This window comes from Rhodococcus sp. MEB032, assembly GCF_030208925.1.
Lineage (GTDB): Bacteria > Actinomycetota > Actinomycetes > Mycobacteriales > Mycobacteriaceae > Rhodococcus_F > Rhodococcus_F qingshengii.
In genome coordinates this window covers 304905-320468 of sequence record NZ_JARVSY010000002.1, presented here as the reverse complement: position 1 = coordinate 320468, position 15564 = coordinate 304905, and the positions used below count along the sequence as shown (strand labels likewise).

General features: G+C 61.0%; 13 protein-coding genes. 8 read left to right on the top strand and 5 right to left on the bottom strand.

Translation table 11 applies throughout. The features are described from left to right. Nucleotides 1-221 precede the first annotated feature (221 nt). The gene (locus tag QRN54_RS04235) at nucleotides 222-845 is read right to left on the bottom strand and encodes a hypothetical protein (protein WP_285181640.1); all 624 of its coding nucleotides are present in this window, start codon (nucleotides 843-845) and stop codon (nucleotides 222-224) included. A gap of 1103 nt (nucleotides 846-1948) precedes the next feature. Here QRN54_RS04235 and QRN54_RS04230 point away from each other — a divergent pair. Continuing rightward, nucleotides 1949-3187: an HNH endonuclease signature motif containing protein gene (locus QRN54_RS04230; protein ID WP_285181668.1), complete on the top strand. Its 1239-nt coding sequence runs from the start codon at nucleotides 1949-1951 to the stop codon at nucleotides 3185-3187. 96 nt (nucleotides 3188-3283) lie between these two features. Here the strand turns inward: QRN54_RS04230 and QRN54_RS04225 are convergent, their stop codons facing one another. Continuing rightward, nucleotides 3284-4126, bottom strand: coding sequence for an SDR family oxidoreductase (locus QRN54_RS04225; RefSeq protein ID WP_341513834.1), 843 nt, complete (start codon nucleotides 4124-4126; stop codon nucleotides 3284-3286). 277 nt (nucleotides 4127-4403) lie between these two features. Between QRN54_RS04225 and QRN54_RS04220 the strand changes: the two genes are divergently transcribed. The 4 genes from QRN54_RS04220 to QRN54_RS04205 all read left to right on the top strand — a co-directional run bounded on the left by QRN54_RS04220 (nucleotide 4404) and on the right by QRN54_RS04205 (nucleotide 9048). Then, nucleotides 4404-5411, top strand: a complete 1008-nt coding sequence (locus QRN54_RS04220; protein ID WP_003943163.1) for an AurF N-oxygenase family protein — start codon at nucleotides 4404-4406, stop codon at nucleotides 5409-5411. Nucleotides 5412-5444: 33 nt separating this feature from the next. Beyond that, nucleotides 5445-7172, top strand: a complete 1728-nt coding sequence (locus QRN54_RS04215; protein ID WP_116057719.1) for an FAD-dependent oxidoreductase — start codon at nucleotides 5445-5447, stop codon at nucleotides 7170-7172. A 212-nt stretch (nucleotides 7173-7384) separates the two neighbouring features. Further along, complete coding sequence (locus tag QRN54_RS04210; protein ID WP_285181639.1) at nucleotides 7385-7861, top strand: Zn-ribbon domain-containing OB-fold protein; 477 nt, start codon at nucleotides 7385-7387, stop codon at nucleotides 7859-7861. Continuing rightward, nucleotides 7858-9048: a lipid-transfer protein gene (locus QRN54_RS04205; protein ID WP_030536146.1), complete on the top strand. Its 1191-nt coding sequence runs from the start codon at nucleotides 7858-7860 to the stop codon at nucleotides 9046-9048. Before QRN54_RS04210 ends, QRN54_RS04205 begins: the two co-directional genes overlap by 4 nt. Nucleotides 9049-9078: 30 nt before the next feature. Here the strand turns inward: QRN54_RS04205 and QRN54_RS04200 are convergent, their stop codons facing one another. Continuing rightward, nucleotides 9079-9885, bottom strand: coding sequence for an alpha/beta fold hydrolase (locus QRN54_RS04200; protein WP_007730412.1), 807 nt, complete (start codon nucleotides 9883-9885; stop codon nucleotides 9079-9081). 99 nt (nucleotides 9886-9984) lie between these two features. Here QRN54_RS04200 and QRN54_RS04195 point away from each other — a divergent pair, with 99 nt between their 5' ends. Beyond that, a complete protein-coding gene (locus QRN54_RS04195) occupies nucleotides 9985-11001 on the top strand; it encodes a helix-turn-helix domain-containing protein (RefSeq protein WP_285181638.1) in 1017 nt (338 codons plus the stop codon). Here QRN54_RS04195 and QRN54_RS04190 read toward each other — a convergent pair. Next, the gene (locus QRN54_RS04190) at nucleotides 10986-11744 is read right to left on the bottom strand and encodes an ankyrin repeat domain-containing protein (RefSeq protein ID WP_007730406.1); all 759 of its coding nucleotides are present in this window, start codon (nucleotides 11742-11744) and stop codon (nucleotides 10986-10988) included. The genes QRN54_RS04195 and QRN54_RS04190 overlap by 16 nt on opposite strands. After that, on the bottom strand, nucleotides 11744-12454 hold the full coding sequence (locus tag QRN54_RS04185; protein ID WP_039973154.1) for a FadR/GntR family transcriptional regulator: 711 nt from the start codon (nucleotides 12452-12454) through the stop codon (nucleotides 11744-11746). The genes QRN54_RS04190 and QRN54_RS04185 overlap by 1 nt, the downstream gene beginning before the upstream one ends. Before the next feature lie 216 nt (nucleotides 12455-12670). Here QRN54_RS04185 and QRN54_RS04180 point away from each other — a divergent pair, with 216 nt between their 5' ends. Continuing rightward, nucleotides 12671-14110, top strand: a complete 1440-nt coding sequence (locus tag QRN54_RS04180) for an aspartate ammonia-lyase (RefSeq protein ID WP_050655022.1) — start codon at nucleotides 12671-12673, stop codon at nucleotides 14108-14110. Beyond that, nucleotides 14110-15555: an amino acid permease gene (locus tag QRN54_RS04175; protein WP_030536152.1), complete on the top strand. Its 1446-nt coding sequence runs from the start codon at nucleotides 14110-14112 to the stop codon at nucleotides 15553-15555. The genes QRN54_RS04180 and QRN54_RS04175 overlap by 1 nt, the downstream gene beginning before the upstream one ends. Nucleotides 15556-15564: the final 9 nt, after the last annotated feature.

The following is a 15564-nucleotide window of genomic DNA, read 5'->3' as shown; positions in this document are numbered from 1 at the left end:
CAGCCGCACTTTCGGGCTGGTTCGTGCAGCGTTGGGGCGAGAGTTGGGACTTCGGGGACATCTGCTCGCGCTGGTACGACGGGGGGTGGCGGTTGCCGCGCCGCCACCGCCTTGACCTTCACGACGCTTTTCGTACTCCTACTTCCCTTCGCCTCAGGAATGCTGGTCGGCGTCACCACATTCGCCCGAGACTTCGAGCGGAGGGTCTGGTGGTTTGAGTTTCAATAGCTGTCAACGACAAGATGAGGGAATCGGTACCATCCGCCCCCGATGTCTTCCAGCCGGAGCTGATTGAAGGTCTTGTCGGACACACCATCGGGTGCGTACACCCAGCCGGGATTGTCCAAGATGTCCAATCCATCTCGTGCGTCATAGAAATAGACGTGGCCTTCACTGCTGACGTTGGCATAGGAGATATCGAATCTGCCGATTCGTAGATCACGATGATACCCATCGGAATAGGGATCGTCAGGTTCTTGAAGTAGTTGCTGTGCAACGGTTTCGAAGTCTGCCCGATACTGATCGAAATGTGGCTGCCCCGCGGCCGCGATCCCGAGTGCGATCACCACGAGAACCGGAACAGCGACATCGGACCACAACCATCGGCGTCGCTGCCACCAGCACACTCCGAGCAGCACGATTGCAACACTCGCCGTGAGGACCCAGAGAACGACCGCACCGGCGATCGAGAGTGCACTATCCGCAGGTTCGGGCCAGGCGAGATGGCATTTCGCTGCGACATACATCGCCGACGCCGACGCTGCGATAAGTGCGTTTACCAAAACAACCCCACGAAGAGCACCGGACCTTCTCGTTGCCTGCGAGTTCGACACTGCCTGATCCATTCGATGAGAATAGCGAGCTGTTTGTCGCGGACTAGCAGTAACCACTTCCCCGATCTCACGATCGATTGTTTCTCGGCACGGAGAAAGTGTCCACGGTGCTATCTTTGCTGACTATGGGAGGCAGGGCTGCGAGGATGGTCGATTTGAACTACCGATGTCAGGAGAGCTCGGCGACTCCCAAAGTCGACAGGTCAATTTTGAGCACGGCTGGATTCGGTGGATCGCAGCAACCAATACCATCGTCACCCCATGATGACGTGACTGTTGCGGGCGAGTCGTGAAGATTCGATTATTACGAGCAAGCCAAGCGTCTTTAGCAATATCGCTGATCGCACTAACCTTGGTCTATTTGTTGGACGCATCTTCTTTGCGCCTCCAACATCAGCCCAGCTGGCGCATTGATCACTATGGAATCCCATCACGATTCAATTATCTCCTTCCCGGCCGGGCGGAGAGGGTAGCGGCAGGAATTACAGACTTCTGGGGATGGTTCCCTCCAGGCATAAGCTGTACATTCACTGATGCAGTGACCAAAGAGAGCGAAACGGTGGCACCGGCCGCGGACAGGTCGTACATCGTCGTCGTTCTTGTGGCGCTGATCATGATCTCGGCTGTCGGCGTATTGTTCGGCCGCCGGAAGCGCTGAAGATTGGTTTTGGCTCGGGACTGCAGATGCGCACTCGACACCAGACCGATGAGTAATAAATCGGTGTCCGTCGTGTCCGGCGCTTCCACCACTCGTCGATCTTCGCGAATCCACCAGCCTTGTTCGAGGGCATTTCTTGCGGGTCCTGGTGGTCTTCGTTCCCATCACGCTGGCGATGACACTCCTGGGCCTGGTGCTCGGCTGGACCCATGCGCTTGCCGGGGACAGGCGGCAACATGATCGACGCCGATTACACAATGTGCTGGGGCTCAGACAATTCCGACGTGATGCTGTTGCGCTCCGGGTTGATGGTGGCGCTCGCACTCGTCGGCGCACGTGGACTACGTCGGCGACCCGCCTATAACCGACTGTCCGAAATGTCGAAATCGATTTGATAGCAGCAATTTTCGATCCACATTCTCTTGTGTTCGAAACTTTGTTCGATTATACTTTCGGCATGGACAGTCGGGATGCGTGGCAGCTGGATGGCGAGGGCCTCAAGGGGGAGGTTCTGGATCTGGTGCGTGTCCGGCACGAGTTGCAGTCGCGGTTGGTGTTGCTGATCGTGGAGATGTTTTCCCGTGAGGTTCTCGGCGGGAAGGGTTTTCGGGCGATCGCGCAGTGGTTGCATGGTTCGACGAATTTGGAGATCGGTGAGTGCAGTCTGCTGGTCGGGTTGGCGCGGTTGTTGATGCTCGAACCTGTTGTCGCGGATGCGTTTCATCGCGGTGACGTGGATGCGTTGAAGGCGCGGCAGGTGGCGTCGTTTTGTCAGCATCCGCCGAAGAACATGACCCTGGCGGATGTGGACAAGGCTCGCGGGATTTTGTTGTCGTTGGCGTCGAAGAACATTGCGGATTGCGATGCGGTGCGGGCGGCGATTCGGCGGATCGAGAAGCAGTACGGAAAACGCGAGGACGGCGTCCCGGTCGGCGAGGATTCCGAACGTAACGAGTTCTACGCCTCGAAAGGCTTGTACGGGCGGGTCACTGTGAAGGGGGATCTGGATGCGATCAACGGGGCCCGGTTGATCACGTTGTTGTCGAGCCTGTCTGCGCCGACGCCGGAGAAGGACGGCGTGAAGGACACCCGTACGCCGGCATTACGACGGGCGGACGGGTTCTGCGAATTGTTGCGGCGGTACGAGCGGGCGGGGTTGGGTCCGATCGAGGGCGGGGTGAAACCGCACATCACGGTGACTGCGTCGGCGAAAGACATGACGGACCTGCAAGCGTTGAAAGACCTCTTGCCGTCGACTCAGGAACTGGGTTTCGCGTGGACGGATTGGATGGGCCCCATCAGTATCGATACCGCGCGGATGTTGGCGTGCGACTGCACCGTGACGCGAATTTTGTTGGATGAGAACGGTGTTCCGCTCGACTGCGGCAAGGAAGCGAGAACAGCGACGGTTCCACAAAGGCGAGCACTGGCCGTCCGGGATGGCGGGTGCGCGTTTCCGGGGTGCGGGACTCCGTCGGGGTGGTGCGATGCCCATCATATTGTTCACTGGAACGATGGTGGCCCAACAGATCTCGACAACCTGGTTCTGTTGTGCGGTCATCACCACCGGACGATGCACCACACCGAGTGGCGTGTCGAGATCGGCCCGGATCGGAAGACGGTGTTCTATCCACCCATGTCGATCGATCCGTATCAACAGCCGATCGGCGGGAACAGCCCACCCACAGCAGCCTGAACCGCGACAATCGAATACATCAGCACCGGGGACGAACCATGCCCCGGTGCTGGTGCACGTTTCTGGTCAGATCCCAACCCCTCAAATCCCAGCCCCTCAGATCCCGGCCCTTCGCACGAGAGCGTCAGTGGCAGAAGGGGATACAACGTCAATCGCTCGTAACAGCCCCGCGTACCGCGGATACAGCTCGACGGGACGCGTATTGATCGCCCTCAAGATCCACGATGCAGCTTGATCGGCCGTCAGCGCCGGCTGGCTCACGTAATCCGCCGTCGGCGCGATCATCGGTGTTCGTATGAGTGGGAATTGCACTGTGGTGACATCGACACCGGTGCCGTGACATTCCGCGCCGAGGCTTCGGCCGAATGCACTGAGAGCAGACTTCGACGCGTGATAGGCGCTGAACCTGGGCATCACGCCCGCAGTGACTCCCCAGGTTCCGACGTTGATGATGTGTCCGGACTTCGCCTCGAGCATTGCGGGCAGTAGCCGCAACGTCAGTCTTGTCGGCCCGAAGTAGTTGAGTGCCATGGTGCGCTCGTAGTCGTGGAATCGGTCGACCGAATCCAACGCGGTACGACGGATCGAGCGACCCGCATTGTTGACGAGAATGTCGACCGACCCGAATCGATCCGCGATCGTCTCCGCGAGTTCGTCAACGGCTTCACCGCGGGAGAGGTCCGCAGGCACGATGTGTGCCCATCCTCCCCTGCGGTGAATCTCGTCCCGTACGTGTTCGAGGTTTTCCTCACCGCGCGCGACCAGGATCATCTCGGCTCCCTGACGAGCCAAAAGATGAGCTGTCGCCTCACCGATCCCCGACGAGGCTCCCGTCAGGACGATGGTCTTGTCGGAAAGCGTGACGCCGCGAGACGGAACAAGGGAGCGCAGACGCGTCGGCGGTCTCAATGCAAGATTGCTGAGAATCGATCTGATCACGTCGGCCTCGGTTCGATCTTCGCGTGCGATTCGGTGCGAACCCGTCCCTGAACAGCCCACTTCGGACGCACCGCGGAAATTACTCAAAAGTAAGTTATGGCGCCGTTTCGGCCGTGTCAAGAATTCGTCGGGATTCAGGAGTATCTGCCACTAGCTTTTCCTGATACCTCGGGTTACATTAAATCCAGACCGAGTGCCAGCGATCACACAACCGGCCCTCGATTCCACCGAACACCGCGAGAAATACCAGCGGTGACCGAAACGAAGAGGAGACGCCATGACGCTCACATCGCCGCTCGACAAGCGCGGAGAAGCATCCGACGACTCGTACAACGAGACGCTTCGACTCCTGTCCGAGGGCTCGGTGCACAAGCACTTCGACCCGTACCTCGACATCGACTGGGACTCCCCCGAGTTTGCCGTCGTCCCGAACGATCGCCGCTGGATCCTCCCGGCCGAGACAGATCCGCTGGGTGCTCACCCGTGGTACCAGTCGCAGTCCGAGGCCAGGCAGATCGAAATCGGCATGTGGCGCCAGGCCAATGTCGCGAAGGTCGGTCTCCAGTTCGAGAACATTCTGATCCGCGGCATGATGCAGTACGTCTTCTCGCTGCCCAACGATTCGGCCGAGGCGCGTTACTGCACGCACGAGTCGGTCGAAGAGTGCAACCACACGATGATGTTCCAGGAGATGGTCAACCGCATCGGTGCCGACGCTCCCGGCATGAGCCGTCCGATGAAGATGCTTGCACCCTTCATCCCCCTCGCTGCGGGTCCGTTCCCCGAACTGTTCTTCGTCGGTGTCCTCGCAGGTGAAGAGCCCATCGACCACATTCAGAAGAGCATCCTGCGCGCCGGCGGCCAGATCCACCCGATCATGCAGTCGGTCATGGCCATCCACGTAGCCGAGGAAGCGCGTCATATCTCGTTCGCGCACAAGCTTCTGAGCCGCCGCATCCCGCTGATGTCACGCCCGAACCGGTTTGTCCTCTCGCTGCTGTTCCCGATCGTCATGCGCATTCTCTGTGACGCCATCGTCATCCCGCCGAAGTCCTTCTGGAAGCAGTTCGACATCCCGAAGTCCGTGAAGAAGGACCTGTTCTGGGATCTGCCCGAGTCGCGCCAGACCCTGCGCAACTACTTCGGTGACGTCCGCATGCTGGCCACCGACACCGGCCTGATGAACCGTGCCTCGCGCCTGGTCTGGAAGGCCTGCAAGATGGACGGCCGCGCATCACGCTTCCGTAGCGAACCTCACCGCAGCTCGCACAACGCCGCCGCGTAGCTCCCGGACAGTCGAGATCGGACTCATAGCGCCATGCCACACGTAGTCACGCAGTCCTGTTGCAGCGACGCCTCGTGCGTCTACGCCTGCCCGGTCAACTGCATCCATCCGACGCCGGACGAGCCGGACTTCCTCACCGCCGAGATGCTGCACATCGATCCGCAGGCCTGCGTCGACTGTGGCGCATGCGTCTCGGCCTGCCCGGTCGACGCCATCGTCCCCGAGTCGAAGCTGACCGACCCGCAGCGAGTCTTCCTGTCCATCAATTCGGACTTCTACAAGGAAGAGCGGCCCAGGCCGCTTCTCGCCAAGGTCATCCCGGCAGCCCACGTCGACAAGGGCCGACCGCCGTTGCGCGTTGCCATCGTCGGTTCCGGACCGTCGGCGATGTACGCCGCGGACGAGTTACTGACTCAGCCTGACGTGCAGGTCAACGTCTTCGATCGCCTTCCTGTGCCTTACGGCTTGGTTCGCGCCGGCGTTGCTCCGGACCATCAGAAGACCAAGCAGGTCACTCGCTTGTTCGACAAGATCGCCGCACAAAAGGGTTTCGAGTTCTACCTCAACGTCGAGATCGGCAAGCACATCTCGCACAGCGAACTGCTCGAAAATCACCATGCGGTGCTCTACGCAGTCGGCGCTTCGTCCGACCGTGGTCTCGGCATTCCGGGCGCTGATCTGCCTGGCACGGCCTCGGCCACCGACTTCGTAGCCTGGTACAACGGCCACCCCGATCACGCCGACGACGTCTTCGACCTCTCACATCGCCGCGCGGTCATCATCGGAAACGGAAATGTCGCGCTCGACGTCGCTCGCATTCTGACGGCCGATCCCGAGAAGTTGGCCGGTACCGACATCTCCGCTCACGCACTCGCCGCTCTGCGGAAGAGTCGCGTCGAAGAAGTTGTCATCGTGGGTCGACGCGGAATCGCGCAGTCCGCGTTCACGGTCCCCGAGTTCACCGGCCTGATGGCACTGCCGGACATCGAACTCTCTGTCGGACCCGACGACATGGTTCTCGACTCGGCCACCGAAGAACTGGCAAAACGCGGCGAACTCCCGCATGCCGTCGAGCAGAAGTTGCGTCTCCTCGAAGCCCTGAAGAACCGCGATCACGTCGACGTCGGCAACAAGCGCATCACGTTGCGCTACCTGCTCACGCCGACCTCGATCACCGGCGACGATCAGGTCAGCGGAATCGAGTTCGCTCGCAACGCTCTTGTCGACGCCAACGGAACCGTGCAGATCGAAGCAACCGGCGATACCGAGACCATCGATACCGGCTTGGTCCTCACCTCGATCGGCTACCGCGGAGTGCCCATCCCCGGCGTCCCGTTCGACGAGCGTGCGTCGGTCATTCCGAACGAGAACGGCCGAGTCCTCGAAGCTCCGAACGGTGATCCCGCCACCGGGGTCTACGCGACCGGTTGGATCAAACGCGGACCGAGTGGGTTCATCGGCACCAACAAGTCCTGCGCGCAGGAAACGATCAGGATGCTCGTCGACGACTTCAACGACGGACGCCTGACCAACCCGGTCGCGGACGACTCCGCAGTCGATCGTCTGGTCCGGGCGCGACAGTCCGACGTCGTCGACCGCGAGGGCTGGCATGCCATCGACAAGGCGGAACTGGAACGCGGCGCTGCGCACGATCGTGCCCGCGAAAAGGTTCTGGATCAGGTCGAGATCACCTCCATCCTCGACGCTGCGGCCCGGGTGAAACCGACGCGTCGATTCGGTCGACCTGTACGCGTTCGCTGATCCGCTACAGGTAAACAGCTACTTTCACGCACACGGCCCCGCCTGCAGACTCGTCTGCCCGGCGGGGCCGTCTGCGTTCCGGCAACGTCCCACTCAGCGAAAATTTTTGCCCGTCAGCAGCCGAAATCGTGTAATACTGCAACCTGTTCCAGTAAGCGGCACAGCGGGCCCACGATCCCCCGGATCAGGCTCGCCAACCAGATGAGGATTGCATGAGCGAGACTGCAACGCCGGCGCCGAACGGGAGTGTGACGCCTGCAGTAGAGGGTTGGTTCACCACCGGCGACGAACCTGCTCTGATCGGCACGAAGTGCCAATCCTGCGGCACCATTTCCTTCCCTCGTGAGGCGACGTTCTGCAAGAACCCGAGCTGCTTCAGCGAGGAGTTCGACGACGTGGAACTCTCCCGCCGCGGCACTGTCTGGTCGTACACCGACGCGCAGTACCAGCCCCCGCCGCCGTACATCCCGCGCTCGGATCCGTACGAGCCTTTTGCTCTCGCAGCAGTCGAGCTGTCCGAGGGGATCGTCATCCTCGGCCAGGTGGCCGACGGATTCGGCGTCGACGATCTCAAGGTCGGCAATACCGTCGAATTGGTTGTCGAGCCGCTGTACACCGACGAAACCGGAGTACGTACGACGTGGCGCTGGAAGCCTGTCGCCGCAGCTGATCAGGAGTCGCAGTCATGAGCAAGGACGTCGCAGTACTCGGTGTCGGTATGCACCCCTGGGGCAAGTGGGGGCAGTCGTTCGTGAAATACGGCGTTGCCGCCGCTCGCGCCGCGCTCGCCGATTCGGGTGTGAATTGGCAGGACGTCGACTTCATCGTCGGCGGCGAGACCGTCCGCAACGGTTACGGCGGATACGTCGCCGGAGCCACGTTCGCTCAGGCCCTCGGCTGGAACGGCGCTCGCGTCGCCACGTCGTATGCAGCGTGCGCGACGGGAGCCCAGGCACTCGACACCGCTCGCGCACGAATTCTGGCCGGCCTCAGCGAAGTTGCCCTGGTCGTCGGCGCCGACACCACCCCCAAGGGCTTCCTCGCTCCCGTCGCCGGTGAGCGTTGGGACGACCCGGACTGGCTGCGCTTCCGCCTCATGGGTATGACCAACCCGGCGTACTTCGCGCTCAACGCGCGTCGTCGCATCGACCTCTACGGCGCCACCGCGGAGGATTTCGCCAACGTGAAGGTCAAGAACGCCAGGCACGGGCTGAGCAATCCGAATGCGCGCTACCGCAAGGAAGTCACCGTCGAGAACGTGTTGGCCTCCCCCGTGGTGTCCAATCCCCTTCACCTGCTCGACATCTGCGCGACGTCCGACGGCGGCGCCGCAATCTTGCTGACGTCGATGGAATACGCCCGCAAGATGGGCATCGCGGAACCTGTTCGCATCAAGGCTATTTCGACGGTCACGCCGACGTTCCCCCAGACGATCATGGACATGCCGAACTTCTCCACCGATTCCAGCTCCGCCGTTCCCGCTCCGGAGCGCACGTTCAAGGAATCCATCGGCTACGCCGCATACGAGGAAGCCGGGATCTCTCCCGAGGACGTCGACGTCGCCGAAGTCTACGACCTCGCTACCTCCGTGGAACTGGACTGGATCGAAGACCTTGCCCTCTGCAAGCGGGGCGAGGCCGAGCACCTCCTGCGTGCGGGTGACACCAGTATCGGAGGCCGCATCCCGGTCAATCCGTCCGGTGGTCTCGCGTGCTTCGGCGAAGCCGTTCCCGCACAGGCACTTGCGCAGGTGTGCGAGCTCACTTGGCAGCTTCGTGGACAGGCCGAAGGCCGTCAGGTCGAAGGCGCCCGCATCGGTATCACCGCCAACCAAGGTCTGTTCGGACACGGCTCCTCGGTAATCGTTTCCGCCTGACCCTGTTCTACTTTCGTGGCGGTCGCACACTCACCCGTGAGCGGCCGCCACGATCACGTCTGCCACTGCCCCTGGCTGTGAGACCAGCGAGGCATGGGAGGTCGGGAGTTCGCTGGTGTTCGCGCCCATCCGGTTTGCCATGAACCGCTGCGCCGATGCTGGGATCACGCGATCCTCACCGGCAACCAGATACCAGCTCGGTGTGTTCGCCCACGACGGTGGCCCGCCGAGCTCGAGGTTCGCCCACAAAGCCGCAGACTTCTGATGCGCCAACATCGTTGCCGCTGTCTCGTCGGAAACATCCTGAGCGAAGACGGAATGGAAATACTCGTCCGTGACGTAGCCGTCGACGTTCTTCCCGCCGATCGCGTGAGGATCGTCGACGATCTTCAATCCCAGAGCCGGAGGAAGCAATTGGCTGCCAGGAAACCTGATGGGATCGATCGTGATCTGCACCGGCTCACCCTGAACCGGAGCAAACGCCGCGATGTACACCAACGACTGCACCTTCGGGTCGTGAACATTGGTGATCACCGCGCCGCCGTACGAGTGTCCGACGAGCACGACAGGTCCGTCGATGTCCGCAACCGTCTTCTCGATCACGGACGCGTCGTAAGCGGGCCCGCGTAGAGGATTGTCCGGCGCCACGACGCGATAGCCACGCGAGCGTAGGTCGGCGGCAACGCCGTCCCAACTGGTCGCGTCGGCAAAAGCGCCGTGGACGAGAACGACGGTTGGCTTGGGGCTCGCCACCGCAGCGCCGGAGCCGAAGATCACTCCGGCCGCGACTGTCATGAGTAACGCCAGAACTGCGGTGAATACACGTGAGATCTTCATGCGTTTCCTTCACTCTCGTCGAAAAGCGAGAAACTGCGGTAGGCCGGGACACGCCCGTTTCGATCCTAGAAATACCTGCTGCGACGGACGTGACTGTCCGTGCAGACTTTTGAGCTCACACTGCACAACTTCTGGTTGAGCGTCCGCATCGCGGGGTATCAGGGCTGCATGGCTTTGCTCCTGGATACTTCCGTGTTGGAGCCTGACCAACGCGCGGACGCCTTTGTCGACGCGATGGGTCGTGCCTCGGTCCCGTGTGCAATCCACTTGGAGAACCCGGAACGGGTGAGCGCGAGAATGAACGTGTGGAACCTCGGTGCAGCATCACTGTTCCGCTCCGAGTCGACCGGTATGCGGTTGACCCGAACACCACGTCACGTCCGGTCCGCGTCGATGCCCGTCCTTGCGATTGCCCTGCAGGAGATCGGGATCGGCCATCTAGATCAGCACGACGAACAACGCAGAGTGCCCGTCGGTGAGCTGTTGATGACGGACCTGACGTCGACCTACGATTTCTCCTGGCCGGGAACGGGCGCTTCCCAGTGCCTCTACGTTCCGATGGATCGGCTGGGACTGCCGATCGACACCGTGCGGGACGCAGCTACCCGGCCTCATCACAGCAATCTGTACCCCGTGATGATCGCGCACGTTCGTGAATTGTTCCGCAGCGCCGCTCTGTTGGAGACCGATCCTGCCGCCGAACAATTGGGCGAGGCCTCGATCGAACTCGCACGTGCTTTGGTCGCTTCGATCGCACATGCGAATCCTGACGCATCCGCTCCGAGATCGTCCCTTGCCATGACTTCGATCCGTCGATACATCCGTGAACACCTTCACGATCCGACACTGAACCCCGCACGAATTGCTCACGCCCACAACATCTCACTGCGACAGCTGTACAAGATCTGCTCGGACAACGGCTTTCGGATCGAACAGTGGATCATCACCCAGCGCCTGCAGAAGGCTCGGGACGAACTGGCTCGACCCGCTACCGTCGATCTGCCGATCGCGACCGTTGCGCACCGGGCGGGGTTTGTCGACGCCGGACACTTCAGCCGACGCTTTCGACAGGCCTACGGGCTGAGCCCGACTCGTTGGCGTCAGCTCCGCGATTGAAGCAGCGCCACAACGTCCGACTGACCACGACTTTCGGCATTGTCCAACGCGGTCTTCCCCGATGCATCGCGGATCGAGGGATCTGCCCCCGCGTCGAGAAGCTGAGTGATCACGTCGATATAGCGCGCCGAACCATCGCCGTACACAACGGCTTCGAGTAGCGCCGTCCACCCGGGATCGTTGATGTGATTGACCGGAACCCCGGCAGCGATCAGCATCCGGACGGTCTCGACATGCGCGTGTTCACTCGCCGGAATCAGCGCCGTACCGCCGTAACGGTTCACGCTGTCGACGTCCGCGCCGTGGGCGAGCGTGAGCGCCAGAATCTCGTTCAAACCTTCGGCTCCGGAATACAGGAAGGCCGAATCCTGCATGGAGTCCTTCGCGTTCACGTCAGCGCCGGCAAAAATCAACGTAGAAGCCGCAGCGACGGCGTTGTTCTTGGTGGCCTCGACGAGTGGAGTCCGTTCGCCCTCGCCGCGCGCTTCGATGTTCGCGCCGGCAGTCAGGGCAGCGGTAACAGCTGCGGGATCATTGCGGTCCACAGCATCGAAGAGCGCGCGTTCGGATTCCGGCGTCGATGGTGGATTTACACCCGTAGGCGGTACAGCTGCCGTTGTTGGTGCTGACGCCGCGGTTGTCGGCGTCAGCGGGGTGTCGGACGAACTGCAGCCAGCCAACGCTCCGGTCACCGATGCCGCGAAGATTGCGCAGGCGAGGACAGACTTGCGCGGCCGCGCCATCACAACGAATCACTTTCTTGGACAAGTGTTTCGAGCGTCATCCTGACGGCGTCCAGGTGTTCGGCCATCGCCCTGGAGGCGTGGTCGTAACTCCCGGATGCAATTCCTTCGACTATTCGTTCGTGTTCCTCGTTCGACTTTTCCTGGCGACCTGCAACAAGATTGAGTGTCTCGGATTGCCTTGTCAGCGCTTCACGGATATCGACGATTACCGACTCGAAGACCCGATTCCTACTGGCTTTTGCAATCAGTCCGTGAAATTGGGCGTCGAGTGCAACCCATACGAGCGGATCGTCCTCGTCACGCATCTGCTGTACCAGTCCGCGGAGGGCTGCCAGTTCCTCCGCTGTGTGCCGTTGGGCAGCCCACCCTGCGGCCGGAATTTCAACATGCGGCCGCGCTTCGACCAACTCGTTGGCCGCGTAGCTGCCGAAGTCGAGGTCTCGCGCTATCGAATCGCTGACGACGAAGGTGCCGAGCCCGGATTTCGTCTCGGTGAGCCCGAGGGCATGGCACGAGCGCAGGGCTTCACGGATGACCGATCGACTGACCCCGTGTCTTTCGGCCAGGGACGCCTCGGACGGGAGACGCTCTCCGACTGCCAGTTCGCCGGAGGTTATTGCGGCACGGAGGTCGGCGAGAACCGCCTCGGCAGCACTCACCCGCGAGGCGACGGGTCGCCTGGTGGCCCAGCTGTCTGACAGGTTCATGCCGTCATTGTTGCGACTGCCGAAGACCCGCGTCAAACATCGCACTTGATGAAGGGTTGACGTGCCGGAGTGAGCGAGGTAACAATTACACCTGTCAGACAGCCTGATAGCCCGATAGCTGGGCGGGACTACTACTCGACCGTCAGCGCTGCGATCCCGAAATACACCCACCGCGCAGAGTGATGCTTGCGCGAAGAGACACGAGGAATTGATCAAGTGCTCGAAACGCGAACAGAACACGATCTGCTCGGCGATCGCGAGGTTCCAGCCGATTCGTACTGGGGTATCCACACCTTGCGCGCAATGGAGAACTTCCCGATCACTGGTCGAACAATCGCCACGAACCCGCATCTGATCCGCGGCATCGCTTACGTCAAGTGGGCCGCAGCCAGCGCAAACGAAAAGCTGGGCATCCTCGACCGCCCGCGCGCGGAGGCCATCTCACAGGCATGCAAGGAGATCGTGGACGGGCGGTGGCACGAACAGTTCGTGGTGGACGTCATCCAGGGTGGCGCCGGCACGTCGACGAACATGAATGCGAACGAGGTCATCGCCAATCGCGCGTTGGAAATCCTCGGCCACCAGCGCGGCGACTACGAACGGCTTCACCCCAATGAACACGTGAACCTGAGCCAATCGACCAACGACGTCTACCCCACGGCCGTGAATATCTCGACGATCTTCGCGATCGATGACCTGCTGGATGCACTTCTTACACTCCAGAACGCATTTACGACCAAATCTCTTCAGTTCGCCGACACAGTGAAGATGGGACGCACCCAACTGCAGGACGCCGTGCCGATGACTCTGGGTCAGGAGTTCGGGACCTACGCGGTCATGATCGAGGAGGATCGGGCGCGTCTGGCTGAGGCCGCTCTTCTCGTTCACGAGATCAACCTCGGCGCGACTGCTATCGGCACTGGCCTCAACGCACCCGCCGGCTACGCCGAGGTGGCCTGTTCCGACCTGGGCGCACTGACCGGACTGCCGCTGGTGTTGGCAACGGATCTGGTCGAAGCGACCCAAGACGTGGGCCAGTTCGTCCACCTCTCCGGCGTCCTCAAGCGGGTCGCTGTGAAGTTGTCCAAGGTGTGCAACGATCTCCGACTGCTCTCTTCGGGCCCGCGAGCCGGATTGAACGAGATCAATCTTCCACCGGTGCAGGCAGGTTCGTCGATCATGCCGGGCAAGGTCAATCCTGTCATTCCCGAAGTCCTCAATCAGGTCGCGTACGAAGTCATCGGCAACGACGTGACGATCACGATGGCTGCGGAATCCGGTCAGCTCCAACTCAACGCTTTCGAGCCGATCATCGTGCACTCACTGTCCGAAGGAATGCGACACCTCGGTGCGGCTTGCCGCATTTTGGCGGACCGGTGCGTACTCGGCATCACGGCTAACACCGAACTGCTGCGCGCCCGAGTCGAAGACTCCATCGGCCTCGTCACCGCGCTCAACCCCTACATCGGATATACCGCGTCCACTCGGATCGCCCAGGAGGCGTTGATTTCCGGGCGTCGCGTCGCCGATCTCGTAATCGAAGCCGGCCTGCTCGACCGAGAGGAACTCGATCGGTTGCTCAGCCCCGAACATCTCGCCAATCTCCGCGTTTCGGGCGAGAAGCCTCATGCCACCGCTGTTGCGGAGGAGGTTTGATGACCGTCGAACGGGAAGAGACAGGCCGCGCCGAAGTTGCCACTGAGGAGGATCTTGGGTATCAGAAAGCGCTCGGCCCCAGACAAATTCAGATGATCGCGATCGGTGGTGCGATCGGAACCGGCCTTTTCATGGGTGCGGGAGGGCGACTACAACAGGCGGGCCCGGCCTTGGTTCTCGTGTACGCGCTGTGCGGATTCTTCGCGTTCCTGATCCTGAGGGCACTCGGCGAACTGGTGATGCACCGACCGACCTCCGGATCCTTCGTTTCCTACGCACGCGAATTCTTCGGCGAAAAGATGGCTTTCGCTGCGGGTTGGTTGTACTGGATGAACTGGGCAATGACTGCCGTGGTCGACGTCACGGCTGTGGCGTTGTACATGAACTTCTTCAAAAAGTACTGGGCGCCACTGGGACACATCGATCAGTGGATGTTCGCTCTGATCGCGGTGTTGCTGGTTCTCGGACTGAATCTCGTGTCCGTGAAAGTCTTCGGAGAGTTGGAGTTCTGGTTCGCGTTGATCAAGGTCGTGGCCTTGACCGCATTCCTCGGGTTCGGTGTCTATTTCGTACTCTTCGGCACGCCCATCGAAGGGCATTCCTCCGGATTCAGCCTGATCGCCGACAACGGTGGGCTGTTCCCCAACGGAATACTGCCGGCAGTCGTGGTGATTCAGGGCGTCGTGTTCGCTTACGCTTCAATTGAACTCGTGGGGACCACGGCTGGAGAGACCGAAAATCCCCGGAAGGTGATACCCAAGGCGATCAACACAGTGATCATTCGGATCCTCGTCTTCTACGTGGGGTCGGTCCTGCTGCTCTCGCTGTTGCTCCCGTACACCGAATACCACGCCGGTGAAAGTCCATTCGTCACATTCTTCGGTTCGATCAACATCCAAGGCGCAGATGCGATCATGAATCTGGTCGTTCTCACGGCGGCGTTGTCTTCCCTCAATGCCGGATTGTATTCGACCGGACGAATACTCCATTCGATGGCGACGGCCGGTTCGGCGCCTGCCTTCGCTGCCAGAATGAACAAAGCCGGAGTGCCGTACGGGGGAATCGCACTCACCGGCGTGGTCATCCTGTTCGGCGTCGGGCTCAATGCTGTTGTCCCAGCGCAAGCCTTCGAAATAGTCCTCAATCTTGCGGCACTGGGCATCATCAGTGCATGGGCGGTAATTGTGCTGTGCCAGTTGAGGCTCTGGCAACTTGCGAAACAAGGCAAAGTCACTCGCCCTGCCTTCCGCATATTCGGCGCACCGTACACCGGGATCGCGACACTGGTCTTTCTTGCGGTCGTTATCGTGTTGATGGCATTCGACAACCCTGTTGGAACGTGGACCGTCGGATCCATCGCGATCATCGCACCGCTCTTGATGATTGGTTGGTACGCCGCCAGGAATCGTATTCGCGAGTTGGCCATCCACCACCCCGCAGCTTGACGTGAAAGG

Excerpts from the sequence above, each read along its gene's own strand:
- QRN54_RS04235 (WP_285181640.1), bottom strand. The coding sequence starts at position 845 with ATGGATCAGGCAGTGTCGAACTCGCAGGCAACGAGAAGGTCCGGTGCT.
- QRN54_RS04230 (WP_285181668.1), top strand. The coding sequence starts at position 1,949 with ATGGACAGTCGGGATGCGTGGCAGCTGGATGGCGAGGGCCTCAAGGGG.
- QRN54_RS04220 (WP_003943163.1), top strand. The coding sequence starts at position 4,404 with ATGACGCTCACATCGCCGCTCGACAAGCGCGGAGAAGCATCCGACGAC.
- QRN54_RS04215 (WP_116057719.1), top strand. The coding sequence starts at position 5,445 with ATGCCACACGTAGTCACGCAGTCCTGTTGCAGCGACGCCTCGTGCGTC.
- QRN54_RS04210 (WP_285181639.1), top strand. The coding sequence starts at position 7,385 with ATGAGCGAGACTGCAACGCCGGCGCCGAACGGGAGTGTGACGCCTGCA.
- QRN54_RS04205 (WP_030536146.1), top strand. The coding sequence starts at position 7,858 with ATGAGCAAGGACGTCGCAGTACTCGGTGTCGGTATGCACCCCTGGGGC.
- QRN54_RS04200 (WP_007730412.1), bottom strand. The coding sequence starts at position 9,885 with ATGAAGATCTCACGTGTATTCACCGCAGTTCTGGCGTTACTCATGACA.
- QRN54_RS04190 (WP_007730406.1), bottom strand. The coding sequence starts at position 11,744 with ATGGCGCGGCCGCGCAAGTCTGTCCTCGCCTGCGCAATCTTCGCGGCA.
- QRN54_RS04185 (WP_039973154.1), bottom strand. The coding sequence starts at position 12,454 with ATGAACCTGTCAGACAGCTGGGCCACCAGGCGACCCGTCGCCTCGCGG.
- QRN54_RS04175 (WP_030536152.1), top strand. The coding sequence starts at position 14,110 with ATGACCGTCGAACGGGAAGAGACAGGCCGCGCCGAAGTTGCCACTGAG.